Below are 25,185 nucleotides of genomic sequence, written 5' to 3'. Positions count from 1 at the left end.
CTGATCGGATCGTTTCTATTGGTCATTCCGGCCCGCTCGCGCGATGGAAGAGGCATGAAACGTGACGGGTGGAGGAGAGCCTCGCCACGTCCATCCACCGGGGGGAAATTATGACCATTCGCAGCAAAGTCGCAGCTTTGGCTCTGGGTACAGCACTCGTTGCAGGCAGCGCATCGGCCGAGGAAATGAAATTCGCCAACTTCATGCCAGCGGGGCATCCCTATGTCGGTTCGACCTTCCAGCCCTTCGCGGATGAGGTTGCGGCCAAGACCGATGGCGACGTCACGGTGAAGCTCTACAATGGCGGCGAGCTGGGCGCGGGTCCGGTCGAGCAATATAGCCGTGTCGTCGATGGCGTCGCGGAATTCGCGGTGTCCCTGCCGGGCTATACCGCCTCGCAATTCCCGCTCACGCTGCTGGCCGAGCTTCCGGGCGTTCTGGACGAGCAGACCGGCACTGCGGATCTCGACAAGCATCTCGATCTCTTCAGCTCCGAATATCGTCGCACCCATCTGGTGGCCCTGTGGTCGAGCGCGGAGAACCTGCTGTTCACCCGCGACAAGGCCGTGCGCAGCCCCGACGACCTCAAGGGGATGAAGATCCGCGTGCCCTCGCGCAACACCGGCCTGCTGGTCGAAGCCTGGGGTGGCACGCCGGTTTCGATGCCGGTCTCGGAAATCTACAACGCGATGCAGACCGGCGTGATCGACGGCGCGATGATCGACGGCACCGGCATCAATGCTTTCAAGCTGGGCGAAGTCGCCAATTACATCACGATGGGCATGAAGACGACGAACTCGCCCTTCTTCATCCTGATGAACCGTGACGCCTACGCCTCGCTCTCCGACGAAGACAAGGCCGCGATCGACGCCGCCGGCAAGGATACCGCGATGCACGGTCAGCAAAGCCAGCTCGCCGTTGCGCAGAAGGGCATCGAGGGCTTCAAGAATACCGAGGGCAAGGAAGTGATCGAGCTGAGTACGGATGAGGCAAAAGCCTTTGACGAGCTCTCGGCCGGTATCGTCTCCGACGTCGTCGAAAAGACCGGCGGCGACGCACAGAAAATCGTCTATACGCTGAAGGCGGACAAGTGAGCGCCGCTTCCGAACATACGAAGCTCCCGGCCTGGTTGATATGGTTCAACCGGGCCAACCTCCTGCTGGCGACGCTGTCGGGGATGTTCCTGATGCTGGTGCTGGGGTTGGTCTTTGTCGGGGTCTTCACGCGCTATGCGCTCGCCATGCCGATCCTCGGGATCAACGAGGTGGTGCAGCTGGCCTCGGTGGGCGTGGTGATGCTCGCTCTGCCCTATTGCACCTCCTATGAGGGCCATGTCCGTGTCGACGTTCTCGACGGGGTGATCGGCCGCTGGGGCCGCTTTCTCGGTGACCTGATGTCGCGCGCGCTGTCGGCCTGGGTGCTGAGCGTGCTGGTGCAGCGGGCGTGGCTGAAGATGCTCGATGCGCGCGAATTCGGTGACACCACCAACATGCTCGGCATTCCGCTCTGGCCGTTCTACGCCTTCATCGCCGCCGGCATGTCTCTCTGCGTGATCGTGCTTGCCGTGCAATTCCTCATCATCGCTATCGGAAAGGGCCGTCCATGACGCCTCTGGAAGCCGGTTTGACCGGGATCGGCGCGCTCTTCGCGCTGATGATCCTGCGCACGCCCGTCGCCTTTGCCATGCTGCTGGTGGGCTATTTCGGGCTGTGGATTCTGGAAGGGACCCGCGCAGCAGGCGCCGTGATGCTGACCGAGAGCTATTCGACGGTGTCCAATTACAACCTGATCGTCGTGCCGATGTTCATCCTGCTGGGCAATATCGCCTCGGTCGCAGGGTTCTCGCGCGCGCTATACGACGCGGCCTTCGCATGGGTCGGACGGTTCAAGGGCGGGCTCGCCTCCTCCTCGGTGCTGGGCTGCGCGGTGTTCTCCGCGGTGTCGGGCTCGTCGGTCGCGACGGCCGTCACCATCGGCAAGGTCGCTCTGCCCGAGATGAAGCGTCTGGGTTACGGCGATGCGCTGTCCACCGGCGCCATCGCGGCAGGCGGCACTCTGGGCTTCCTGATCCCGCCCTCGACGGGCTTTGTCCTCTACGCGATCCTAACCGAGGAATCGATCGGGCGGCTGTTCATGGCGGGCATCCTGCCGGGGCTCCTGCTGATGGGGCTGTTCATGGGGACGATCTGGCTGATCGCGACGCTGAACCCCAAGGCCGGGCCGCGCGGCGAACCGGTATCCGCGGGCGAGAAATTCCGTCTTCTGGGGCGCGCAGGCCCGCTGATGGGGATCATCGCGGTCTCGATCGGCGGCATCTACGCAGGCGTCTTCACGCCGGTCGAAGCCTCGGCCATCGGCGCGGGCCTCGTGCTGCTGCTGGCGATTGCGATGCGCGCGATCGACTGGACGGGCTTCAAATCCGCCGTGCTGGAGACGCTGAAGACCTCGGCGATGCTCTATATGATCGTGATCGGGGCGAATGTGCTGAACCCCTTCCTCGCTGTCACGCATATTCCGGAAACGCTGGGCAATGCGATGGTGGGGTTCGGTCTCGGGCCCTATGGCACGCTCGTCATGATCATCGCGGCCTATGTGGTGCTGGGCATGTTCCTCGACGGGCTGTCGATGCTGGTGGTCACGATCCCGATCGTCTTCCCGGTGATCCAGGAGCTGGGCTTCGACCCGATCTGGTTCGGCGTCGTCGCGGTGATCGTGATCGAGATGGGGATGATCACCCCGCCGGTCGGGCTCAATGTCTTCGTCGTGAAAGGGGTCGCGCAGGATGTGCCGATGACCACCGTCTTCAAAGGCGTGCTGCCCTTCCTCTTCGCGATGATCCTCGCGCTGCTGCTGATCATCATCTTCCCGCAAATCGCGACGCTGATCCCGGATTCGATGTTCGGGTGAAGCGATTTCTGGCTATCGTTAAAGAAAAAATTGAATGCGGACATCGGTCTCGCGGGACATGAATGACAGCGAAGGGCCAACTGCGACGCTCTGACGGCGATGGGCGGATAGCCGTCAATCGCTGCGCTTTACCGCAATGTCTGCTATGCGAAGCTTTCCGTTCAGATCAAATTCGCCGGAAATGGCATAGCGCGTCGATTGGCGGTTTTGTGTATCAACCCTGGGCGAGCTCAGGGCCTGCTCCCAAAACGCGTTGAAGTGCTTGGCGTGCGCGCCATGTCCGACACTTCCGAAACGTGAGACACATTGATACGCGCGCCCGCAGCTTCAGCAGCGCCGATTATCGCCTCATCTTCAAAGCCGACGATACGGCTTGTGGCGATGGCTTTCAGGTCGCCGCGTGCAAGGCCGGATGCACGGGCGAATGACCCTCAAGAGAGCGCCCCGATCACCGCGAGCGATCGGAGGGTTCCTTCCTCGGGAACCGCGATCCGCCCGGTCGTCAGGCGGACTTGCGAATGTCTTCAGCCCGCGTCGCCAGCCAGTCTTCGAGCCAAAGCGTCGACACCGAGCCGGAGATGATGTCCGGCGCCATCAACAAGGCGGCATGAAGACTCGCTGTGGTCGGTTTCGGACCGATCTGAAGTTCGCCGAGCGCGCCTGCCAGCTTCGCCAAGGCGGCGTCGCGAGTACGGTCCCAGACGATGAGCTTTCCAAGGAGTGAATCGTAATAAGGAGGGATCGTGTCGCCCTCGCAGACGCCGGTGTCGAAGCGCACGCCCGGCCCGCCCGGAACCTTTAAAGTTTCGAGAACACCGGGGGCGGGGAAGAAATTCTTGTCAGGATTCTCGGCGTTGATGCGAACTTCAATCGCATGCCCCCGCGCGGTGATATCCTCTTGCTTGAGCGACAGCGGCTCGCCGCCCATGATCAGAAGCATCTCGCGCAGGAGATCGACGCCGGTGATCATCTCGGTGATCGGGTGCTCGACCTGGATGCGCGTATTCATCTCGATGAAATAGAACGCCTCTCGGTCCATGTCGTAGAGATATTCCAGCGTCCCTGCCCCGCGATAGGAAACGCCCTCGGCCAGGCGCACCGCAGCGGCGCAAAGATCGGCGCGCATCGCGTCCGGAAGGGCCACGGCGGGCGCTTCTTCCCAGACCTTCTGACGGCGGCGTTGGAGTGAGCATTCCCGCTCGAACAAATGGACCGCACGGGTGCCGTCGCCGAGAATCTGCACTTCGATATGACGCGCGTTGCGAATGAAGGCCTCGATATAGATCCCGTCATCGCCGAACCCGGCCCGTGCCTCGTTCATCGCCGTGGGGAGTGCGGCGATCAGCTCTTCTCGGGTATTGGCGATACGGATACCGCGCCCGCCACCGCCAGCGGCAGCCTTGATCATCACCGGGTAGCCGATCCGTTCAGCCACCTCGACCGCCGCGTCGAGACCGTCGACACGTCCGTCGCTGCCCGGGACCACCGGCACGCCTGCCTCGATGGCGGCCGTGCGCGCGTTTACCTTGTCACCCATCCGCTCGATCGTGGCCGCGTCGGGGCCGCAGAAGGTCACGCCCAACTCGCTTACGCGGCGGGCGAACTCGGCGCTCTCGGAGAGGAAGCCGTAACCGGGATGCACCGCATCCGCACCGCTCTCCGACACCGCTTTCAGGACCGCGTCGATGTCGAGATAGGATTTCGTCGCCGGCGCCGGCCCGATCACCATCACTTCGTCCGCCATCCGCGCGGCCAGCATATCGCGGTCGGCTTCCGACACGACCTGTACGGTGCGAATACCCAGATCTCGCGCTGCTCGGATGATGCGCACGGCGATCTCGCCGCGGTTCGCGATCAGAAGCTTCTTAATGCCGGAACCCTGCGACGTCATTCGGACACCTCGATCTCGCACAGCGCATCGCCCGGCTCGATGCTCTCGCCGTCGGGCGCTGCGTAACCCTTGAAGGTTCCCGCCACCTCGGCCTCGATCGGAATGTAGGACTTCATGACCTCCACGAGCGCGAGAGTATCCCCCACAGCCACGGCATCGCCGGGCGCCTTGAACGGCTCGGCTTCAGGCGACGGGCGGTGAAAGACGAGCCCCGGAAGTGCAGCTTCGATTTGCGTGATGGCCATATCGGGCCTCCTGTTGGTCTCGTGTTACTTGATGCGGGCGAGAACCCGGTCGAAGGCGGCCAGCAACTGGTCGGCATTCTCTCGGGTGAAGACGAGCGGCGGGCGTATTTTGAGAACGTTATGCGTCTTCGAGCAGGCCGAGATCAGCACACGTTCCTCCCGCAGACCGTTGACGATGGCCGACGTCGCGGCCGCATCCGGCGTCTTGGCGGCGCGGTCAGACACGATCTCGACCCCGAGGAACAGCCCCGCGCCCCGGACGTCTCCGATGCAAGGATGGGCCTCCGCCCGAGCGCGGATCCCGTCCTGAAGATAGGCACCGATCTCGCGCGCGTTCTCGGTCAGCCCCTCGCCTTCGATCACGTCGAGCACGGCGGTCGCGGCGGCGATCGCGACCGCGTTGCCCCCGAAAGTGTTGAAATACCGCGCCTTGCGCCCGAATTCCTCGACCAGCTCCGGACGCACGGCAACGCCCGCGACCGGGTAGCCATTGCCCATCGGCTTGCCCATGGTGACGAGGTCGGGGACCACGTCATGACGCTGGAAGCCCCAGAGCGCGTCTCCGGTTCGTCCGAAGCCCGACTGCACTTCGTCGGCGATGTAGACAGCACCAGCCGCATGCGCCGCGTCGACCGCCCCCTTGAGGAAACCGCGCGGCCCGTCGAAGACCCCGTCGCTGGCGAAGATACCGTCGCAGATGAAGAGTGCGGGCTTGATGCCGTGCCGCTTCAGATCGGCGAAGGCGGCCTCGACGGCGGCGGCGAAATTCGCCGGCATGTCCTCGCCCTGACGATAGGCATCCGGCGCGGGCACGGTACGCACATGCGGACCGAGATCGACATTCGCGCCGAGCGAGGGGGAAAACTCGGAAACCGACTGGGTGATGCCGTGATAAGCCGTCTCCGTCACGACGATCCCGAGCCCCCCGGTATAGGCCTGCGCGATGCGCACGGCGAGGTCGTTGGCATCGGACCCGGTGCAGGTGAACATCATGTGCCCGATCTCGTCCGGCAGCGTGTTCAGAAGCCGTTCGGCATAATCGAGGATGCTGCCGTGGATATAGCGGGTGTTGGTCGCGAGGATGCCGGCCTGCGTCGCGATCGCCTCGACCACCTTGGGATGACAATGGCCGATGGAGGTCACGTTGTTATAGGCATCGAGATAAGCGTTATCTTCTTGATCGAAGAGCCAGGCCCCCTCGCCGCGCACGAGATGCAACGGCTTGTCGTAGAAGAGACGATACGCCGGACCAAGCAGCGCCTTGCGCCGCTCGATCATCTCGCGCGTTTCAGGGTCGAGATCCGTGGCGCCTTCTTGGAAGGCGTTCACCATGCCGGTGTCAATATTCATGCGTTCACTCCATATCGCACGCGCTGAGCAAAGCCCGGGTCACGTCCTGGGTGGGAAGGGTCGCGAAACGGGCCATGGCCGTGCGGGCTGGCCCGTTGTTGCGCAGGATGTAAGCGGCGTTCTCGGGGTAGCGCGCCGCACGCCAGTTCGTGATCGTGATCGAGGCCACGAGCCGGGCCACCGTCAGATCGCGTAGCAGCTCCACCTCCTCGCGCTCGAGCGGCAGGACGGCGTGATAGGAGGCCACGAGACGCGCGATGGCCCCGCGCGGATCGTCTTCGCTCGCCAGATAGGAGGCGGCGACGGCCACATCGATGGCGAGATAAGTGTTCACCATGTCGCCGAAATCGAGAATGCCGGTGATCCGGTCCTGCTCGCTCGCATCCACGAGGATGTTGTGGTGGTTCATGTCGTTATGGATCACCTGACGGCGCAGACCGCCGAGCGCAGGGGCAACCTGCGCCTCGAAATGATCGAGCTCGCGCCGCACCGCATCCGCCACCGCGTCCTCGCCGAGGCTCTCGGTCAACGGGCGCAGGCGCGGGAGATGCTGGATGTCCCACAGCAGTTCATGGCGCGCACCCGGATGGTCGAACCCTTCGAGCGCCCGGCCCAGCCGCGCCGTCATCGCGCCGATCCCGGATTGCATCTGCGCCGTCATCGGCACGTGATGCAGCGGCGTGCCGTCAAGCCAGGACAGAACCCGCACCACGCTGGTGCGCCCCGACGGCAGCTTTAGCCGCTGCGTGAACGCACCGTCGAGCGCAGCCACCGCGCGCGGAAGTGGAAGCTCGGGATCGACCCGGGCAACCCAGCGCAGCGCCGCGGTCTGGAACTCCGTGTTGAGCGGGTCCTCGACCGCATTCGAGATCTTCAGAATGTAGTCCTGCCCAGTCCCGGTCACGATGCGGAAATTCTGGTCCCGCTCGCAGGCGATTTCATGTGCGGAACCGTCGATCCCCCAGTGATCGTGCAAAAGCGTCTGGGCCTGATCCGGCGTCAACCGCGGCGGTGCGCTGGCCAACAGCCCAGCCAGAAGGGAGTCTTGGTCGACCGCAGAGCCGTCTGTCATCATCGCTTCAGGCATTTTCCAGAATCTCAGGTTTGGTTTTTGCATCGATTTCGGCCCGCAGCGCCGCTGCGCCGTCGCGGTCCACGCGGCGAAAACGCAGGGTCTCGTTCGGCTTGGCCTGCGCCAACTTCCAGAATGCGGCGCTCGCGATGGTGAAGGGGTTGATGAAGCCGCCGGTGCTCGGCGCGTCATTAACGAGGATGATCGGCGTCTGACCGGCAAGGTTCACAGCCCCCATCGGATAGCCGTGGTCGATGATGTTCGACGGGTCCTGCCCGTGATCCGGGGATTTGTTCAATGCCTTGTCGGAAAACCCGAATTCCGGGCCGGTCAGGCGAATACCTGTGCGACTGCTCTTTGTCTGAATCTGCCAGTCGGTCGAAAAGAACATCTCGATCGTCGCCTCGTCGAGCCAGTCGTCATTCGGCCCGCACAGCGCCTCGACCTCCCAAACGCGGTCGATGCCGATCACCGGGCGCGCGGATTCGGGCAGAACGTAGAGGGCGCTCGTCTCCGAGACGCCGACCGGCAGCGTCTGACCGGCGATGAGGGCATGACCGCCGACGCCCGCCTGATGGAACACGGCGCGCGAACCCAGAACCGGCTCGGTCGCGATCCCGCCAGAGATGGCGAGATAGGCCCGCGCGCCGGTCTTGGCGAAGCCCAAGGTCAGCGTCTGGCCCGCCGAGACCGCGACGGTCGCGTACATCGGGATCGGCGCGCCGTCGAGCGCGGGCGACATGTCCGCGCCGGTGACGGCGATCAGCATGTCGGCATCGAAAGTCAGGGTCGGCCCCATGAACTGGCACTCCAGCGCAGCGGTGTCGCGGTCATTGCCGACAAGGATATTGGCCTGTCTGAACGACCAGGCGTCGAAGGGACCCGAGAGCGGGAATCCCTGTTCCAGAAAGCCCTCGCGCCCCGGAAGCTCCTGCACACAGGTCTGAAGACCCGGCTTCACCGTGGTGATGGTGCGGCTCATTTGGCGGCCTCCTCTTGCGCCTTGGCCCAGTCGAGATAGCGGTCGACCGAGAAGACCTGGTAATCGACGATATCGTGGCGGAAGGAACCCTCGGCGACGCGCGCTTCGATCTCGCTGTATTCATCGCGTTCGACGGGCTTGAACCGAACCCGGTCGCCAGCCCGGAACAGCGCGAGACTGTCCGCGAAGTCGGGAAGCCGCTGCGCCCCATCATAGGTCGGCGCCGGCGTATGGCCGATAAGCTGATAGCCGCCCGGCGTCGCGTCCGGATAGATACAGGTCAACGCACCACCAAGACCGACCGCCCCTTTCGGGGTATGGGTGCGCGGCGGATTGTATTTCGGCGCGATGATCCGCGCAGTGGGATTGAGGGCGAGCAGCGAGCACAGACCGGGCCAGAAGCCGAGCGCCGCAACCCAGTATTCGGTCGAGGCGTGACGGCGGCGCAGCGCGGCACGATCCGGCAACCCGTTCAACTCGCAGATCAACTCGGGATCGGGCGTCTTCTCGGGATAGTCCTTGCGGTAGTCTTCGACGCAGGCTTCCGTCTTCTCATCGAAATAGAGCACAGGAATGGTAATCAGCCGGCTTGCGAGCGTTCCCGTCACCCCGCGCCCCATCTCCGCATAAAGCGCTTCGATCTCGTGGCACAGGTCTTCGTAGGAGATACGGTCGGGATCGTAGTTCACCTGGAACGAGGCCAGCTCGGGGATCAGATCGACAAGACCCGCGATCCGCGCCTCTCGTACGGCAGCGACAAGTCGATGAACGATGAAGTTGATGGTGAAATCCATCCCGTCACCCAGCTCGACCTCGATCGCGCGATCTCCTCCGGGATAGAATCGCAGAGCTTCGTGAAGCATTCGACCTGTTCTCCTCTCGGCTATTTTTCGACGCATCCGCGCGACTTTGCCGCTGGATCTTCCTCAGTTGGAGTATATGATATATCAATTAGCGTCAACGGCCTTTACCCGTCGACACAAAGTGAGATACCAAGTTGGGAAGCGGACCACGCGCAGCGAAAGGCATTCGAGTGAAGAAGATTGAGCACCAGTCATTGAGCGACCAGGCGTATCACGCGATCCGGGACGGGATGCAGGAGGGCCTTTTTATCCCGATGGAGCCGCTGGTTATCCGCACGCTCGCGGCGAATTACGGGATCTCCGCCACCCCGATCCGCGAAGCGCTTCAACGGCTCGTCGCCGAGCGCCTTCTGACAGTGCTGCCGAATCGGTCGATCGTGGTGCCCCGCATGACGCAAAGACGCTTTCGCGAGCTCATGCCAATCCGCGCCGCGCTTGAAGGAATGGCGGCGGAACTGGCCGTCGACAAGTTCACCGAGGACGAAATCGCACAGCTCTCGGAGCTGACCGCGCGAGTGGAAGAGGTCGCGAAACGCCATGATTCCGCAGGCTATCTGACCCTCAACCGCGAATTCCACTTCACCGTCTACCGCCGCGCTAACAATCCGGAACTTCTTCAGCTTATCAATGACTTATGGCTAAAGGTTGGCCCGGTTTTTACCGGCCTTTTCGACGATGAGCACTTCAAACACCACGCCAATGACGAACACCGCAATATCCTCGCAGCGATCGAGCGGCGCGACGCGGAAGCAGCGGGTCGGTTCATGCGGCAGGATATCGACATTGCCGCGAAAGCATTGCTTCCGCTGATGCCGCTGACCGAGGGGGCCTGAGCGCGACCACGGCCAGAACCCAAGTAGACACCCACCGGGGCGGCATCGTGCCGCCCTTCTTTTTTTGCGCAGCAGGCCCTGCGCAAAATGCCCCGGCAGCATCCGGCGACCAAACCGCGCCCCACCCGCCTCGCTGCCGACATCCCTGCCCTGCCCAAAAAAACTGCCACCCGCCCAGATTCGCTCTCGTCACGCGATTTTCGTTTGCGACGCAAAGAGGCGCCATACGTTTTCGGCCCCGACCTGCTTCCCCTCGGGAAAGATTAACTTGACACAAGGTGGTGATATCGTCGTTATAGGATACATGATATATCATTTGGAGGCGAAGATGGTGACGATCAATTGCGATATGGGCGAGTCCTTCGGGATTTACGCGTTCGGCGACGACGCGGCCTGCATGCCCTTCGTCACCCACGCCAACATCGCCTGCGGCTTCCATGCCTCCGACCCGGTGGTCATGCGCGACACCCTGCGCAAAGCGAAGGCCGCGGGCATCAATGTCGGCTCCCACCCCGGCCTGCCCGACCGTGAGGGCTTCGGGCGGCGGCGGATGCAGATGCGCCGCGACGAGATCTACGCGCTCATCATGTACCAGACGGGCGCGCTGCAAGCGCTGGCCGTGGCCGAAGGGCTCACGCTCTCGCACATCAAGCCGCACGGCGCGCTCTTCGGCATGGCTCAGAACGAGATGCACGTGGCGGAAGGCGTTGCGGATGCGGCCGAAGCGCTCGGCCTGCCGGTGATCGCCTATTCCGACTGCTGTATGTCGGAGGTTTTCACCCGCCGCGGAATCCCTTTCAGCTGCGAGTTCTATGCTGACCTCGACTATGGTGACGACGGACGCCAGATCATTTCGCGCGAGCATGAGAGCGTCCCGCCTGAGGCCGTCGCCGAGAAGGTTCGCCGCGCCGTGCTCGAAGGCATGACCACCGCCGTGAGCGGCAAGGACGTGTCGGTCGTCGCCGAAAGCATCTGCGTCCATTCCGACACCCCGAACGCGATCGCCGTCGCGAAGGCGGTTCATCAGGTTCTTATGGATGAGGCGAGGCTGACCACCGCATGACCGCCGTGCGCATCATATCGGGCAACCCGCTTCAGGCGGAGCTGGCAGACGATCTTGCGCCGGTTCTGCGCGCGATTGCGGCCAAGCTCGGCCCCGACGGGCGCGCGGCGCTCTATACCCTTGGCACGCGCGTGCGACGCGCCACCACCGGCACGGAAATCGCCCGTCATTTCTGCGCGGACGGGACGAGCGAGGTGCTTCTGCGGGAAGCGCTGGTGTCGGCGGACCGCGATCTGGGCGACGGAACCTCGCGCATGGCCGTGATGACCGGCGCCGCGCTGGCGACCGGACGTCGGTCCGTCGCCGCGGGTGTGCATCCTTCGCACCTTATCCGCTCTGTCGATGCGCTGCGCCCCGAGATTGCGCGCCATTTCGAGGCCGCCACGGAAGACGCCGATGATAACGAAGGTATCCTCGCCGCTGCAGCCCTTCCCCCCGACGCGACCGATGCCCTGGATCGCGCGCTCGAACTCGCAGGGGCCGAGGGTCATGTCGAGCTGAGCGACCAGCCGGAGCCCGGGCTGCGCCTCGATCATGTCGAAGGTTTCTCCGCCGATATGGAGCCGCTCCTGTCGGGGGTACTGACGCATATGGATGCGGTCCACGTTTTGGTGGTCAACGACATCCTGACCGATTTCAAACGCCTCGCCCCCGTGATCGAAGGTTTCGCCCAGAGCGGCAAGTCGCTGCTGATCGCGGCGCGGGGGCTCGAGGGCGCCGCCAAGCAACTTCTAGAGCGCAACCGGCAGGCCGGCGTTCTGCGCGTGGCCGCGATCACGACGCGCGACAAGGGCCCGCGCGCCGCCGAAATCCTGCGGGACCTCGCGATCGCGACCGGCGCGACCCTCGTGGATGACGAGACCGGCCAGACACTCGACACGCTCACGCCTGAGCATCTCGGTGCGGCAGAGGCGTTCCGGCGCAGCGGAGATCACGTGACCTTCTCCGCCCCCGCCGGCGACGCCGCGGCCATCGCGCTGCGGCTTCAAGACATCGCCCACGAGATCGAGCGCAACCGCTACCTCGCTCTCGACCGCGAACATGCTCAACGGCGCCACGCCCGCCTCTCGGGACGCTGGGTCGAGCTTTTCATCGGTCCGCACAGGACCGAACCCGATTTGCGCGCACGGATGGCACGTGCGCTTGCTTCGGTGCGCTCGGCGCGAACTGGCGGCACCCTGACAGGTGGAGGCGTCGGCCTTACCGAAATCGCCGCGCGCCTAGAGGCCGAACGTCCGTCCGACCCTACCGATCGCGCCGCCCGGGCCCTTGTTGGCGAGGCTCTGCGCGCGACCGGACGCGCCTTGCGACGCAACGCCGGACTGGAGCCCCTCGACGGCGTCCTTCCTGCCGACTCTGTGCGGGACCCGGCCCGGCTTTCGCGCGACGTGCTCGACCTCGCGCTGTCGCTCGCATTGCGCATTCTGACACTTGAGACGGCCGTGCTGCGCACGCCCCATCACTCTCACTGAACGACTGACTTGAGGACATGAAATGAAGGATATGCACAGCGAACCCATGCTCGAGGTCAGCAATGTCGTCCACAAGTACGGCAGGGTCACCGCGCTGTCCGATGTGTCGCTGTCAGCGGCGAAGGGCGAATTCCTGACGATCCTCGGCTCCAGCGGCTCGGGCAAGACGACGATGCTGCGCGTGATCTCCGGGCTGGAAACTCCCTATTCGGTCGACCGTCTGCGCATCGGGGGCGAAGATGTCGTGGGGCTGCCCGCGGCCAAGCGCAACTGCACCACGGTGTTCCAGAACTACGCGCTGTTCCCGCATATGAACGTGATCGAGAACGTGGCCTATGGCTTGCGCATCCGCGGCCGGACGGCTCAGGATTCGACGGCCGAAGCGAAGCGCGCGCTGGAGATGGTGCAGCTCGGAGCCAAGGCCGACCGCTCCATCGGGCAACTCTCGGGCGGGGAACGCCAACGTGTGGCACTTGCGCGCGCGGTAGTCACCCGTCCCGCGATCCTGCTTCTCGACGAACCGCTCGGCGCTCTGGACGAACGCCTGCGTCAGGACATGCAGCTGGAACTCATGGAGCTTCAGCGCAAACTTGGCATGACCTTCATTTACATCACGCACTCTCAGGAAGAAGCGCTGACCATGAGCGACCGCGTCGTTCTGATGAAGCACGGCCGGATCGAGCAAAGCGGCGCGCCGCTCGACCTGTTCGACCGCCCGGTGACGCGGTTCGCTGCGGATTTCATGGGCTATGAGAACATTCTCGACGGCAAGCTTCTGCGCAAGGACGGCGAGATCGGCGAGGTGGAACTGGTCGGCGGCGCAGTCGTGCGCGGCACTCTCGCCACCTCTGACATTCAGCCGGGCGGCGCCATCAACCTTGCCATCCGGGCCGAACGGATCGGACCGGTCGCAGCCGACGAGGACGGGCTCGATGCCACCCTGTCCAACCGCGTCTATCGCGGGAAATACACCGACATGATGGTCGAGACGAAAGCGGGCACGCTGCGTCTTCGGTCCTGGCACGGTGCGCCCAACGAGAAGGGCGCCATCTCGCGGGTCGGCTGGAAGCTCTCGGACGCCGTGATTTTCCCCGAACACAAGGGCTGATCGCGTCGATCGGTCCACCTTCGGGAAAACTGGCTTACGCAGCCGCTCGAGACGGCGCGAAGCCCCAACAGGAGAAGGAAAAATGAAGGACAAGTTCTCTACGTTCGATCAGATCGAACTGACCCGGCGCAACATGCTTCGCGGCATGGGCGCGGTTGCTGGCACGGCAGCCCTCGCGGCTACCGGTCTCGCACCCCGTGGTGCGATGGCACAGGATATGCCCGTCGTGCGGGCTTACGGCGTTCCGACCGCCGCGCTCAAGGATTGGTCGCCGCTCGAAGCCAGCCTCGGCATCAAGTGCGAACTCAACGGCACCTCGAACGATGTCGGTGTTTTCATGCGCGACATCATGGCGTCGAACCTCGGTGACAGCACCGACATCTACATCTTCGAGAGCGGCACCGAAGACATTCTCGGCCCGCGCGGCATGTATGCCAAGATCGAGACGGACCACCCCGAACTCACCCTGTGGGAGCGCACGTCGGATGCTTGGAAACGCTCGCCTGTGGTCACCGACGAAGAGGGCAAGCAGTGGGGCGTTCCGGTCATCGGCAACGCCGACAGCTTCGGCTATGTGCCCGAGGCCATCGGCGTCGATCCCGCAAGCGAGGAAGAACTCTCGTGGTCGCTGATGTTCGAAGACGAAGCCACCCGCGGCCGCGTCGCCTACGGGCAGGGCTGGAGCTACTCGATGCCCTCCGCCGCGCTCTACCTGAAGGAAACCGGCAAAGCCGACATTAAGAATGTCTCGGATATGACCGCCGACGAAGCGGCGATGGTTGCGGACTTCCTCATCGAGCGCAAGAAAGCGGGCCAGTTCCGCACGCTCTACGGCGCCTTCGAGGAGCAGATTCAGCTTCTGACTAACAAGGAAGTCGACGTGATCAACTGCTGGGAACCGGCAGTGCGCGAAGCCAACAACGTGCTGGGGGAAGACGCGACCCGCTACGCCTACACCGTCGAGGGCTACTTCAAATGGGGTCACGGCGCCTATGTCGCAGCCCCCGCGATGAAACGCGACAACGTCGACAACATCTACAAGATGCTGAACTACTTCCTCGGCGGCGAATACCGTGCGCTTCAGGCCCGCGATCGTGGCTATGCCGGCCCGAACATGGATCTCGGCGTGGCCTATGCCGAAGAGAACGGTTGGAGCGAAGCGGAAATCGAAGCCCTGCGCGCCACCGAAGCCAAGGTGAACCGCAAATTCGAAAAGCCCTTCACCTCGACCACGACGCCGCAGAACGCGTCGGACATCGAGGAGCAGTGGCAGCGGTTCCTCAACGCCTGATCCCTTCGCGTCTCCCGCTCACGTGGGAGACGCCTCCCGGCCTCGACAGGGGCCGAACACCACAGGAAGATAGATGACTATGAACGCCGAAATGGATGCGCCCATGACGCAGACCAGACCTAAGAACAAAGGCCGCCGGTCCGCCTTCAAGATCCCCCCGTCGCATCTGGCGCTCTGGGCGATCTGCGCGATCTGGACTGTGCTGGTGATCGTGCCGCTCGTCATCCTCTTCGTCTACAGCTTCTTCTCGACCGAATATTTCCAGACGATTTACGAGCCGAGCCTCGAGACGTGGAAAGGCCTCTTCGCCTCGGGACGCTGGGAAGTCACCTTGCGCACGCTGCGCATCGCTCTGACCGTGACGCTGATTGAGCTCGCCATCGGCTTCCCCTTCGCGCTCTGGCTTGCCAAGGGAGCGCGCAGCCAGATGGCCCGTGCAGTGTTCCTCGCGCTGCTGACCATTCCGTTCTTCCTCGACCTGTCGTCGCGCACGATCGTCTGGCGCGCGATCCTTGGCCAGAACGGTCTGATCAACACCGTCCTCATGTCGACCGGGATCACGGATTCGCCGCTCGAATGGCTGCTCTACTCGGAATTCTCGGTGCATTTCGGGATGATCCCGGCCCTGTTCCCCCCGATGGTCCTGCCGATCTACATGGCCATCATTTTGATCGACGACACCCTGATCGAAGCCTCCAACGATCTCGGAGCAACCCCTGCACAGACGCTGTGGAAGGTGATTCTCCCCCTCTCCCTGCCCGGCGTCATGGCGGGCTTCGTGTTCACGCTCGGACCGGCGCTTGCCGCTTGGGTCGAGCCAGGAATGCTGGGCGGCGGCTTCGTGAACCTGCTCTCAAGCTCAATCGAGAGCGCCTACACCGCCCTGCGCTATCCCGTCGTCGCCGCCCTCTCCGCTTTCGTGATAGGCCTCTTGCTGCTGATCCTCGCGGTGATGGCCCTCATCCTGCGCCACCTCGGCGGCGCGAAACTCGCGCTGCGCCGATGACCCCGGGCACAAGGAAAGACCAATGACCGACATGACCGCCACGACAGGCCCCGTTTCGCTCGAAACCAGCTACAACCCGAATTGGAAGCGGCTCGGTAAATGGATGGGCATCGCGATGCTCGCGCTGATCTACTTTCCGCTGCTTTGGCTCGTCCTGCTGTCAATCTCGAGCGACCCGCTCTCCGGCATCCCCGGCGCCTTCTCGCTACGCCACTATCAGGCACTGTTTGCGAGCAGCGACTGGCACATGCCCTTCGTCGCCAGCATCGTGATTGGGCTGATCGTCGGATTGGTCAGCGCAGTCACCGCCACAGTGATCGGGCGCGAAGTACCGCGCATGGCCAGCCCCGGCCCGATGCTCCTCGTTTTCGTCCTGCCGCTCTTCGTGCCCGGGATGTCGATGGGCGCGGCCCTCTTCATCTTCAGCCAGTCCGTGCTCGGACTCGATCTGGGCTTCTGGTCGATCGCCGTGGGGCACTATGTCTGGGCCCTGCCCTTCGCACTCCTGATCGTTCTCGTCGTAACCCTGCGCTTCGACCATACCCTGATCGAGGCGGGACGCGACCTCGGGGCCAGCGACTGGCGCGTCTTCAAGGACATCGAGTTTCCGATCCTGATGCCGGGCATCGTCAGTGCGGGCCTCTTCGGCTTCCTGATGTCCTTCAACGAGGTCATGCGGACGATCTTCCTGCGCGGTACGTCAGAGACCATGCCGGTCTGGAACTGGGTGCAGGCGGCAGCCCAGCAAAGCCAGGTGCCGATCATCTTCGCCCTGTCCTCGCTCGTTCTGTTGGTGACGCTGCCACTTCTCAGCGCGATGTTCTGGCTGCTGTTCGTGCGGCTGAACCGGACCTGAGTGTCCGGCCGCCCGCGATTATCTCCCGACTGAGGCGGCGCTGGACGCGGTTCGCAAGCATTGCATCCGCTCTCCCTGACACACCTGTTTCGCGCGCCGGGAGTCTCTTAGGGTGCTGTGCGCCAAGATAGAGTGTTGGCCACCATTCCCTTTCGGCCTCTGGAAGACCTCAGCAACCTTCTAAGCGGAGGGGTGCAGACTGCCCATCTGAGTGTCATGTCTGCGGCGCAGTATCGCCCAAACCCGTTGATCAAAGGCACGCGGATCACTTGCCGATCTGTGCTTGGCAGGCTTAGCGACGGCGATACCTTGGATGATCTCTGTGAAGAGCATCCCTCGATTCCAAGAGAAGCATTCGAGGGCGCTGCTACCTACGCCCGCACCCACCCCGTGGGAAATCCTCCGAAGGCAAACCTTGACGACGATGAGCCAGAAGTGTGCCCGACAGAGTTACAGACAGATCTGCTCCTTTTCGGTAATGGCAAATTCGCGAATCGGATTTGGCCTCTTTCACTAACCAACGCCCCGTGAGCCAGCGTTTCACGACTGAGAACACAAGTGAGGGCACATACAATGCTTCGGAGGGAAGGCAGCAGGAGCCTCCTTCAGAATCGTAGCCCAAGCAGTAGGTAGCTGCGACAGGGCGAAATGGTCGGTTTGAGGCCGACAGCATCTCCAGTGAGCTGTGCCTCCGCGGCAATGCTGACCAAGCGATCTTGATTTCAGGCGTTCTCGGAATTGGCGCGAAAAATGATCTCGGAGTCGGAGCCGCCGAGTTTCCCAGTTTCAAAAAGTTGCTAAGAATATGGGCTCGTTTTTCTTTCCATCAAAACTGGAAAAGCTAAGGTCGACTCGGAAAGAGTTCGCTTCGTCGGATACTAAATTAAAACGCAAAGTTACGCGGAATTTGCGCAAACCTATGCACAAAAGAACCGCAAAGCTTTGCTTGAAACTCGCCAGAATCTACTACCGAATTCAGCGTACAGCCCGCAACATTGCGCGCAATCCTACAGGCACGATGGCCAAGCAGAAGTCGAACCGCGCAAATACCCTGTTTCCGGAAAGATCTTTGCAATTTTGTCCAGTTGTCGGCCCTCCTTCACGGAGTTGGATATCGCACAGCTATGTGGGAGGAAGTATGACAAAAAAGCATTGGCCTACGGATATTTCATGACACGCATTCTCCTTCTCGTTGCGACTTTTTCCGGCCTGCTGGCGGGACCGGCAGCGGCCGAAAAGCAAACCTACAAAGTCACGCTGGGCCACCGATCCCTGGGCATGCTGCAATTCGAGGGGCAAGGCAGTAATGCGAAACTGCTGCTCTCGCTCGACAACACGCCGTTCGGCTTGGACGACGGCACCTTCGAGGCGGTGACGCAGGCCAAAGGTAATGAGGTCGATTACCTGGGGACAAGTCGTGGCAGCGAAACGCGCGATATCGCGATTGTCCGCGAGGCGGACACCGTGACGGCCGTTAAGATTACACCGCGCTCTGAGATGACCGAGATGACGGACGCCGGAAAAGTCCCCGCCGGTGTGATCTCCCCGACGGAATTCTTCGCAAAGCTGGCAAACGGTGAAACCTGCCCTCCGCCGATGGCCATGTATGATGGTCGGCGCGTGGTGCAGATAGCAACGACAGCCAAGAAGCAAAACGACGACACCGTGATCTGCGACATATCCTATCGAGTTGTCTTGGGGCCCGGATATGTCTGGCCGTTTTACTTCAAGTCGTTCGATGTGCATGCCGCCTATGACGCACGCAAGCTTGCTACATTCAGCATGAGTGGCGGTGGGTTCACGGTGAGGCTGACCCGGCAGTAGCCGCACGCCGCAGCACGTTCAGGGTGCGGCCACCTGGATCCTCAGCGAGCGGTCCGGCGACGCCTGACACAGGACTGCGCTCATCGCGCACCGAGGGAACCGCGCTCGCGCGCGAGACCGAGCATCGCGAACACCGCCAGTCCGCTGAACAAGGTGCTCATCACCACGGCCTCGTGCCAGCCCGCGAAGAAGCGCTCGCCATCGCGTCCGGCAATCAGGATCGAGATCAAGGCGATCCCGAGGGCGGAGCCGAGGTAGCGCGCGGTATTGTTGGCCGCCGACCCCATCGCGGCGCGCTCGGGCGGGACGGATTGCACCGCCTCATGCCCCAGCGCGGCGTTCAGGATACCGTTCGAGACCCCGGCAATCAGCAGCCCCGGCACGAGGATCGCCCAACTCGCCGCAGGCGTCGCAAGCAGCATCAGGGCCTGTCCGACCCCGCAGCCGACGATCCCGCCGATCACGCGCTGGCGCGAGCTCCAGCGCACGGGCAAGCGATGCGCGTTGAGCGCGGCGATCGCGGTCAACGCCGACCATGCGAGGAGAACGAAAGCGGCCATAAGTGGCGTCTGCCCCATGCCGCGCACCAGCACGGTTGGCACCAGAGACATCAGCGCAAGCACGCCCGCGCCCGAGGCGAAAGCCGCGAGAGTCGCGCCGGTGAAGGGCGCATGGGCAAAGAGATCGAGCCGCAGGATCGGGTTCGGAGCCCGGCGTTCGGTGCGCAGAAAGAGGGCCAGAAAAGCCAGTGCGCCCAATGCGAGCAAGCCCACCACGCCGAAAGCTCCCAACCGCAACTCGGTGAGCGCCGAGAGCAGGCAGCCGAGGCCGAGCATCAGAAGCAAACCGCCCGTGAGGTCGACCCGATGCGGGCTGCGCGGGCTCTCGGGCAGGCGGGCCGAGGCGCTCAGCGCAAGGATGGTCGCGGCAAGCGCGATCGCCCAATGCCCTGCGGGCCATCCGCCAATCGGCAGCAGCGCCGCGGCGAGGATCGGCCCCAGCGCCACGCCCGCGCCAAGGCCCGCGGCCCAGATCGCGGCGGCACGGCGGCGTGGCTCGCCCTCGTAGATCTGGCCCAGAAGCCCAAGACCACAGGCCATGATCCCGGCGCTTCCGAGTCCCTGCACGACACGCGCGACGATCAGAAACAGACCGGTCGGTGCGAGCGCGGCGGCAACGGAAGCGAGCGCGGTGAGCCACAGCCCGCCCACGAAAGTCCGCCTGCGCCCCAGCGTATCGCCGAAGGCCCCGGCGATCAGAAGCCCGCAGGCGGCTCCCAATGGCATCCCCGACATGATCCAAGCCTGCTGCGCGGGGCCGAGCCCGAGCGCGGCGGTCATCGCCTCGAGCGTGGTCAGCGGCAGGGTGAAAACAACGAGGGACAGGAGTGTCGCAAGCGCCACGATGGCGAGCGGAGCTTTGGGGGTAACGGGCATTTCAGCTTTCCTTGGTCACGCGATGCCGAAGCCAGACGAGACCGCTCTCCAGCGTCTCGGTCTGACCCAGTTCCAGCGACTTGGTCGGGCCGGTGATCAGCCCCACCTGAGTGGTCGGGTTTGACAGTTAGGGCATGACTTGCCCTGGTCCATCGGGACAAGGGATTCCGGGGCCGGTGGACGTTAGCCCAAAGCACAATGCTGTCGTTGGTGTCGTCGTGCCACTGGCGCGACGGTCCACTTCAGTGGCGGAACGGAACAGTATGCGGATCGGAAGCGCGACCAGCACACCGCTTTGCATATCGACGGGTCTCAGAGTGTGAAGGCGGTGCGGAACGCCTCGAGTGCCGCCTCCTCATCGCCCTGCGCGAAGGCCTCCATGGCGACCGGACCGCGATAGCCCATCTGCTGCAGCGCTTTCGCCACACCGGCATAGTTGATCTCACCCGTGCCCGGCTCGAAGCGCCCCGGATTGTCGGCCACCTGAACCTCGCCGATCCAGGGCAGGCTCGCCTTGCACCAGCGGATCAGATCCCCTTCGCCGATCTGCGTATGATAGAGGTCGAGATTGATCCGCAGCTGCGGGCGATCGACGGTCGAGACCAGCGCCAGCACGTCCGCGGTAGAGCCGAAGGGGCAGCCCGGATGATCGATCGGGTTGAGGTTCTCGAGCGTGAAGACCACCCCCTCTTCCTCGGCCAGATCGCAAATCCGGTTCAGCGTATCGCAGGCCCGCTGGAAGCTGCCCGGCGCGAAGCTGCCATGCTGCGGGATCGGGATACCGCCGTCGCCAAGACCTGTGCCGTGCAGGTTGAGTCGGTCCACGCTAAGCCGCTTGCCAACCGCCGCGGTCTCACGCGCCGAGCGCAGCAGTATCTCCGCCCCCTCTGGGTCACTCAGCCGCCCCTCCAGATAGCCATTCATGATCGTGTAATCCGCGCCCGCCGCCTCGAGCTTGTCGAGGTCGTGATCCGGCCAGTTCCACAACCCCACGCCGAAGCCCATCTCGGTCAGCCGCGCTGCGCGCCATTCGATCGGTCGGTCGCGCCAGAGCATCTCGGCGCAGGCCGCCAGTTGAAACGGTTGTTCCATCATCTTCTCCACCCGGATGCCCTCAGGCATCGCGCTCCATGATCCACTGCACCGCCGGATCGGCCTGAAACCGCCAGTTGCGGCGCGGCCCGGCCATGACGTTGAGGTAATACATCTCGAACCCGTAGGGTGCCCCGCAGGGATGATGCCCGCGCGGCACCAGCACGACATCGCCATCCGAGACCGCCATCGTCTCGTCGAGCGTGCCGTCCTCGGTATAGACGCGCTGGATGCCGAAGCCCTGTGCCGGGTTCAGGCGGTGGTAATAGGTCTCTTCGAGATAGGTGATGCGCGGGAAGTCATCCTCGTCGTGACGGTGGCTCGGATAGGACGACCAATGCCCCGCAGGCGTGAACACCTCGGTCACCAGAAGGCTGTCGCAGTAATCCTCCGCCTCCATCGCGATATTGTTGATGTAGCGCGTGTTGGTGCCGGTGCCGCGCTCGGTCAGGCTGATCCCGTCGGGCCCGATACGGCGCGCTTCATGCCCGCCCTTGCCCGGCGCGAGGCAGACCGCGATCGTGCAATCCGTCTCTGCCACGGCTTCCCAGTCCTGATCGTTCGGGACATAGAGGCAATGCGGCGGCGTCTTCTCGAACACATCCATCCGCTCGCCCAAGACACCCCAGTCCTGCCCGGCGGCCATGACCCGCGCCTTGCCCTCGACCATCACCAGGATCGCCTCGCGGTCACCCGTCGCCTCTGCCGCATTCTCGCCCGCGCGCAGCCGGTAGAGCGAGAAGCCGACATAGCGCCAACCCGCCGATTGCGGGGTAATCTCGTGGACTTTACCATGAGTGCCAAAGGGTTTGCGCAGCAGATCGGTCATTTGTCTTCTCTCGGCTTGAAGGTCACGAAAAGACGATAGGCGGCATACCCGCCCATCGCGAGGAACAGGATCGCGAAGCCCGGATCTCCAGCGACGAGTTCGAACAGGCCCCAGCCAAGGGCCACACCCACCACCAGCAGCCGCTTCCACAGCGGACGGAACCAGGGCGTGTCGAAATCGAGGAAGCGATCGCGGGCCATGCGCTCAGGCCTGCTCAGTGGCGATCAGCCCCGCCTCGACGGCGGCTGACTTGAGGGTTTTGAGCCCCAGAGATTGATACTCGAACGGGTTGCGCTGATCGGGATCCTGCTCGGCCTCGATCACGATCCATCCGTCATAGCGGGCCTCTTTGAGGATCGAGAGCAGCGGCGCGAAATCGATTCCGCCTTCACTATCGCCGGGCACCGTGAAGACGCCGCCGCGCACCCCGTCCATGAAGGACATGCCTTCCTCGCGCACTTTGCGCATAACTTCGGGGCGAACATTCTTGGCGTGGAAATGGCGTACGCGGTCGACGTATTTGCGCAGGATCGGAGCCGGGTCGATCCCGTCGCCGCCGAAATAGCAATGCCCCGCGTCGAAAAGCAACTTCGTCGCAGGCCCCGTCGCCGCCATGAACGCCTCGATCTCGGAGGGCGTCTCGACGACGGTGCCCATGTGGTGGTGATAGACCAGATCGATGCCCTGCCCGGCCGTGAACGCCGCAAGTTCCTCGACCTTGGCGCAGAATTCGGCCATCTCGGCCGCGCTCAGCACCGCTTTTTCGGACAAAGGCACATCTAGCCCCTGCACCGAATTCGACGTCTCACAGGCGATGCAGACCTTGCATCCATTATGCTTGAGCTTGTCGAGATGCGGTTGGATCGCGGCCTTCTCCGCCTCCACCGATTGCGTCAGAAGGTTCAGCGAATACCATCCCGAAACGAAATCCAGCCCATAGCCGCTCAACAATTGCTTGAGCGCTTCCGCGTCGTCCTGCGGCCAGCGATGGCCGTTCTCGATCCCCTCGAAACCGATCTCGGCGGCTTCGTGCAAGATCTGCTCGGTCGGGATATGCGCGCCGAGGCTCTGGTCGTCATCATTCGCCCAGGCGATCGGGTTCGTGCCGAAACGGATCATCTCTTTCCTCCTCAATTCACCAGCCGCGCGTTTGCGATCTGGGTCAGGTATTCTTCGAAGCGATCGCGCTGCTTCTGGCGGTCCGAGACCTCGGGCACCGCCACGTCCCAGAAGAAGCCGTGTTCGCCCGCCGTGGTCTCCAGCCCGGTTCCGGGGAAGTCCTTGGCCACGGTGTCGATCACGATCACCGTCGGGATGTCGCGCTCCCGCGCGGCTTTCACTTCCGCTTCCAGCTGGTCGGTATTGGCCGCCTTCACCGCATGCGCGCCCATCGCCGCTGCGTGCGCGACGTAGTCGATCTCCGGCTGCACCTCGACATTGCAATCGACATACATGTTGTTGAAAGGCTCGCCGCCACAGCCCATCGTCTGCAGCCGGTTGATGCAGCCATAGCCGCGGTTATCGGTCAGGATCACCGTGAAGGGCACCCGCCGCAACACCGCCGTCGCAAGCTCCGAATTCGCCATCATGTAAGAGCCGTCACCCATGAAGCAGAGCACGTCACGCTCGGGCCGCGCGAGCTTGAGGCCCATCGCGCCCGCCACCTCGTAGCCCATGCAGGAATAGCCGTATTCCATGTGATAGCCCCCCTGAGAGGGCTTCCACAGCAGCTTCAGCGCACCGGGCATCGTGCCCGCCGCACACATCGCGACCGCGTCCTCACCGGTGGCGCGTTGCACCGCGCCGATCACCTGTCCGTCGGTCGGCAGTGCCGCCTGATCCTCGGGGCGCGCGCAATAGGCGTCGACCGCGCGCAGCCAGTCCTCGCGGGCATCGGCATCGGGGGCCGCGGCCTGATAATCGCCAAGTGCGGCGCTGAGCTGCTCGAGCGCGACCTTGGCATCGGCCACGAGGCTCTCAGCCCCGTGCTTGGCCGCGTCATAGCCGTGGATATTGATCGAGACGAGCTTCGCCCCTGCCCCGAACAGCGTCCGCGAGCCGGTGGTGAAGTCCTGGAACCGCGTGCCGACCCCGATCACTAGATCGGCGTTTTGCGAGGCGGTGTTGGCTGCAGCCGAACCGTCCACGCCGGACGCGCCAAAACTCATCGGATGGCTCTGCGCGAGGCTCGACTTGCCTGCCTGCGTCTCCGCCACCGGGATCTGATGCTTCGACGCGAACTCGGCCAGCGTGTCTTCGGCTTGGCTATAGACCACACCGCCACCGGCGATGATCACCGGGTTCTCGGCCGCCTTCACCATCTCCGCGACCCGCGCCAGTTCCCCCGCATCGGGAGCGGGACGGCGAATGCGCCACACGCGGGGCGCGAAGAACTCGACCGGGTAATCATAAGCCTCGGCCTGCGTGTCCTGACAGAAGGCCAGCACGGCGGGACCGCAATTGGCCGGGTCGGTCATCACCCGCAGCGCCCGCGGCAGCGCGGACAGGATATGCTCGGGGCGCGAGATCCGGTCATAATAGCGCGAGACCGGACGGAAGCAGTCATTCGCGCTGACGGTGCCATCGTCGAAATCCTCGACCTGCTGGAGCACCGGATCGGGACGGCGCGTAGCAAACACGTCGCCCGCCACGATCAGCACCGGCAGCCGGTTCACATGCGCCAGCGCGGCCGCCGTCACGAGGTTGGTCGAGCCCGGCCCGATCGAGCTCGACACCGCATGCGCCCGCGTGCGCTTCTTGCCCTTGGCATAGGCGATCGCCGCATGACCCATCGTCTGTTCGTTCTGCCCGCGCCAGGTCGGGAAGACGTCCTTGTAGGCATGCAACGCCTCGCCGATCCCGGCCACGTTGCCATGCCCGAAGATCGCCCACATCCCTTCGATGAACCGCTCGCCATCCTCGGTCATCTGCACCGAGAGCCACTTTACCATCGCCTGCGCGGCGGTCAGCCGGATCGTCTCGCTCATCTCTCTCTTCCTCTCTGGGGCCACTTCCTCTTGGCCCAAATATCCCGGGGGGCTCCCGTCAGGGAGCGGGGGCAGAGC

General features: G+C 63.7%; 23 protein-coding genes. 11 read left to right on the top strand and 12 right to left on the bottom strand.

Going from position 1 to position 25,185, the window contains the following annotated elements:
- Positions 1–110 precede the first annotated feature (110 nt).
- From BMI86_RS17235 to BMI86_RS17225, 3 genes are read left to right on the top strand one after another with little or no spacing between them, the layout of a single operon-like run.
- Positions 111–1,094 (top strand): TRAP transporter substrate-binding protein, encoded by a 984-nt coding sequence (locus BMI86_RS17235; protein WP_078542431.1) that lies wholly within the window; start codon positions 111–113, stop codon positions 1,092–1,094.
- 35 nt (positions 1,095–1,129) lie between these two features.
- Positions 1,130–1,606 carry a TRAP transporter small permease gene (locus BMI86_RS17230; protein ID WP_246831759.1) on the top strand — a complete coding sequence of 159 codons (477 nt, stop codon included), beginning with the start codon at positions 1,130–1,132 and terminating at the stop codon, positions 1,604–1,606.
- On the top strand, positions 1,603–2,907 hold the full coding sequence (locus tag BMI86_RS17225) for a TRAP transporter large permease (RefSeq protein WP_078542430.1): 1,305 nt from the start codon (positions 1,603–1,605) through the stop codon (positions 2,905–2,907). The genes BMI86_RS17230 and BMI86_RS17225 overlap by 4 nt, the downstream gene beginning before the upstream one ends.
- Before the next feature lie 502 nt (positions 2,908–3,409).
- On the opposite strand, the gene BMI86_RS17220 is transcribed toward BMI86_RS17225, so the two are convergent.
- The 6 genes from BMI86_RS17220 to BMI86_RS17195 are packed head-to-tail and all read right to left on the bottom strand — an operon-like array spanning position 3,410 to position 9,310.
- Positions 3,410–4,798: an acetyl-CoA carboxylase biotin carboxylase subunit gene (locus BMI86_RS17220; RefSeq protein ID WP_078542429.1), complete on the bottom strand. Its 1,389-nt coding sequence runs from the start codon at positions 4,796–4,798 to the stop codon at positions 3,410–3,412.
- Positions 4,795–5,043: a biotin/lipoyl-containing protein gene (locus BMI86_RS17215; protein ID WP_246831758.1), complete on the bottom strand. Its 249-nt coding sequence runs from the start codon at positions 5,041–5,043 to the stop codon at positions 4,795–4,797. Before BMI86_RS17215 ends, BMI86_RS17220 begins: the two co-directional genes overlap by 4 nt.
- 24 nt (positions 5,044–5,067) lie before the next feature.
- A complete protein-coding gene (locus BMI86_RS17210) occupies positions 5,068–6,393 on the bottom strand; it encodes an aminotransferase class III-fold pyridoxal phosphate-dependent enzyme (RefSeq protein WP_078542428.1) in 1,326 nt (441 codons plus the stop codon).
- Positions 6,394–6,397: 4 nt separating this feature from the next.
- Positions 6,398–7,480 carry a phosphotransferase gene (locus tag BMI86_RS17205; protein WP_168173884.1) on the bottom strand — a complete coding sequence of 361 codons (1,083 nt, stop codon included), beginning with the start codon at positions 7,478–7,480 and terminating at the stop codon, positions 6,398–6,400.
- Positions 7,473–8,447 (bottom strand): biotin-dependent carboxyltransferase family protein, encoded by a 975-nt coding sequence (locus BMI86_RS17200; RefSeq protein ID WP_078542426.1) that lies wholly within the window; start codon positions 8,445–8,447, stop codon positions 7,473–7,475. The genes BMI86_RS17205 and BMI86_RS17200 overlap by 8 nt, the downstream gene beginning before the upstream one ends.
- The gene (locus BMI86_RS17195) at positions 8,444–9,310 is read right to left on the bottom strand and encodes an allophanate hydrolase subunit 1 (protein WP_168173883.1); all 867 of its coding nucleotides are present in this window, start codon (positions 9,308–9,310) and stop codon (positions 8,444–8,446) included. Before BMI86_RS17195 ends, BMI86_RS17200 begins: the two co-directional genes overlap by 4 nt.
- Before the next feature lie 170 nt (positions 9,311–9,480).
- Here BMI86_RS17195 and BMI86_RS17190 point away from each other — a divergent pair, with 170 nt between their 5' ends.
- From BMI86_RS17190 to BMI86_RS17150, 8 genes are all read left to right on the top strand, one after another.
- Positions 9,481–10,143, top strand: coding sequence for a GntR family transcriptional regulator (locus BMI86_RS17190; protein WP_143594851.1), 663 nt, complete (start codon positions 9,481–9,483; stop codon positions 10,141–10,143).
- 304 nt (positions 10,144–10,447) lie between these two features.
- On the top strand, positions 10,448–11,206 hold the full coding sequence (gene pxpA, locus BMI86_RS17185) for a 5-oxoprolinase subunit PxpA (RefSeq protein ID WP_246831757.1): 759 nt from the start codon (positions 10,448–10,450) through the stop codon (positions 11,204–11,206).
- Positions 11,203–12,678: a TCP-1/cpn60 chaperonin family protein gene (locus tag BMI86_RS17180; RefSeq protein WP_078542422.1), complete on the top strand. Its 1,476-nt coding sequence runs from the start codon at positions 11,203–11,205 to the stop codon at positions 12,676–12,678. The genes pxpA and BMI86_RS17180 overlap by 4 nt, the downstream gene beginning before the upstream one ends.
- 31 nt (positions 12,679–12,709) lie before the next feature.
- Complete coding sequence (locus tag BMI86_RS17175) at positions 12,710–13,786, top strand: ABC transporter ATP-binding protein (protein ID WP_168173882.1); 1,077 nt, start codon at positions 12,710–12,712, stop codon at positions 13,784–13,786.
- An 82-nt stretch (positions 13,787–13,868) separates the two neighbouring features.
- Positions 13,869–15,077 carry a hypothetical protein gene (locus BMI86_RS17170; RefSeq protein ID WP_078542420.1) on the top strand — a complete coding sequence of 403 codons (1,209 nt, stop codon included), beginning with the start codon at positions 13,869–13,871 and terminating at the stop codon, positions 15,075–15,077.
- Between the two features lie 73 nt (positions 15,078–15,150).
- Positions 15,151–16,083, top strand: a complete 933-nt coding sequence (locus BMI86_RS17165) for an ABC transporter permease (protein ID WP_078542419.1) — start codon at positions 15,151–15,153, stop codon at positions 16,081–16,083.
- Positions 16,084–16,105: 22 nt separating this feature from the next.
- On the top strand, positions 16,106–16,939 hold the full coding sequence (locus BMI86_RS17160) for an ABC transporter permease subunit (RefSeq protein ID WP_078542418.1): 834 nt from the start codon (positions 16,106–16,108) through the stop codon (positions 16,937–16,939).
- Positions 16,940–18,109: 1,170 nt separating this feature from the next.
- The gene (locus BMI86_RS17150; protein WP_143594849.1) at positions 18,110–18,763 is read left to right on the top strand and encodes a hypothetical protein; all 654 of its coding nucleotides are present in this window, start codon (positions 18,110–18,112) and stop codon (positions 18,761–18,763) included.
- 80 nt (positions 18,764–18,843) lie between these two features.
- Here BMI86_RS17150 and BMI86_RS17145 read toward each other — a convergent pair whose 3' ends face one another.
- The 6 genes from BMI86_RS17145 to iolD form a co-directional block, all read right to left on the bottom strand.
- Positions 18,844–20,199: an MFS transporter gene (locus BMI86_RS17145; protein WP_078542415.1), complete on the bottom strand. Its 1,356-nt coding sequence runs from the start codon at positions 20,197–20,199 to the stop codon at positions 18,844–18,846.
- A gap of 312 nt (positions 20,200–20,511) precedes the next feature.
- Positions 20,512–21,291 carry a TIM barrel protein gene (locus BMI86_RS17140; protein WP_078542602.1) on the bottom strand — a complete coding sequence of 260 codons (780 nt, stop codon included), beginning with the start codon at positions 21,289–21,291 and terminating at the stop codon, positions 20,512–20,514.
- Positions 21,292–21,313: 22 nt separating this feature from the next.
- Positions 21,314–22,120 (bottom strand): 5-deoxy-glucuronate isomerase, encoded by an 807-nt coding sequence (iolB, locus tag BMI86_RS17135; RefSeq protein ID WP_078542414.1) that lies wholly within the window; start codon positions 22,118–22,120, stop codon positions 21,314–21,316.
- Positions 22,117–22,320: a hypothetical protein gene (locus BMI86_RS17130; protein WP_078542413.1), complete on the bottom strand. Its 204-nt coding sequence runs from the start codon at positions 22,318–22,320 to the stop codon at positions 22,117–22,119. Before BMI86_RS17130 ends, iolB begins: the two co-directional genes overlap by 4 nt.
- Before the next feature lie 4 nt (positions 22,321–22,324).
- Complete coding sequence (gene iolE / locus BMI86_RS17125) at positions 22,325–23,239, bottom strand: myo-inosose-2 dehydratase (RefSeq protein WP_078542412.1); 915 nt, start codon at positions 23,237–23,239, stop codon at positions 22,325–22,327.
- An 11-nt stretch (positions 23,240–23,250) separates the two neighbouring features.
- Positions 23,251–25,107, bottom strand: a complete 1,857-nt coding sequence (gene iolD, locus BMI86_RS17120) for a 3D-(3,5/4)-trihydroxycyclohexane-1,2-dione acylhydrolase (decyclizing) (RefSeq protein WP_078542411.1) — start codon at positions 25,105–25,107, stop codon at positions 23,251–23,253.
- Between the last annotated feature and the right edge of the window lie 78 nt (positions 25,108–25,185).

Origin of the sequence: Thioclava sp. DLFJ5-1 (genome assembly GCF_002020115.1) — a bacterium.
GTDB classification, from domain to species: domain Bacteria; phylum Pseudomonadota; class Alphaproteobacteria; order Rhodobacterales; family Rhodobacteraceae; genus Thioclava; species Thioclava sediminum.
This window is presented reverse-complemented; position numbering and strand designations above follow the sequence as displayed.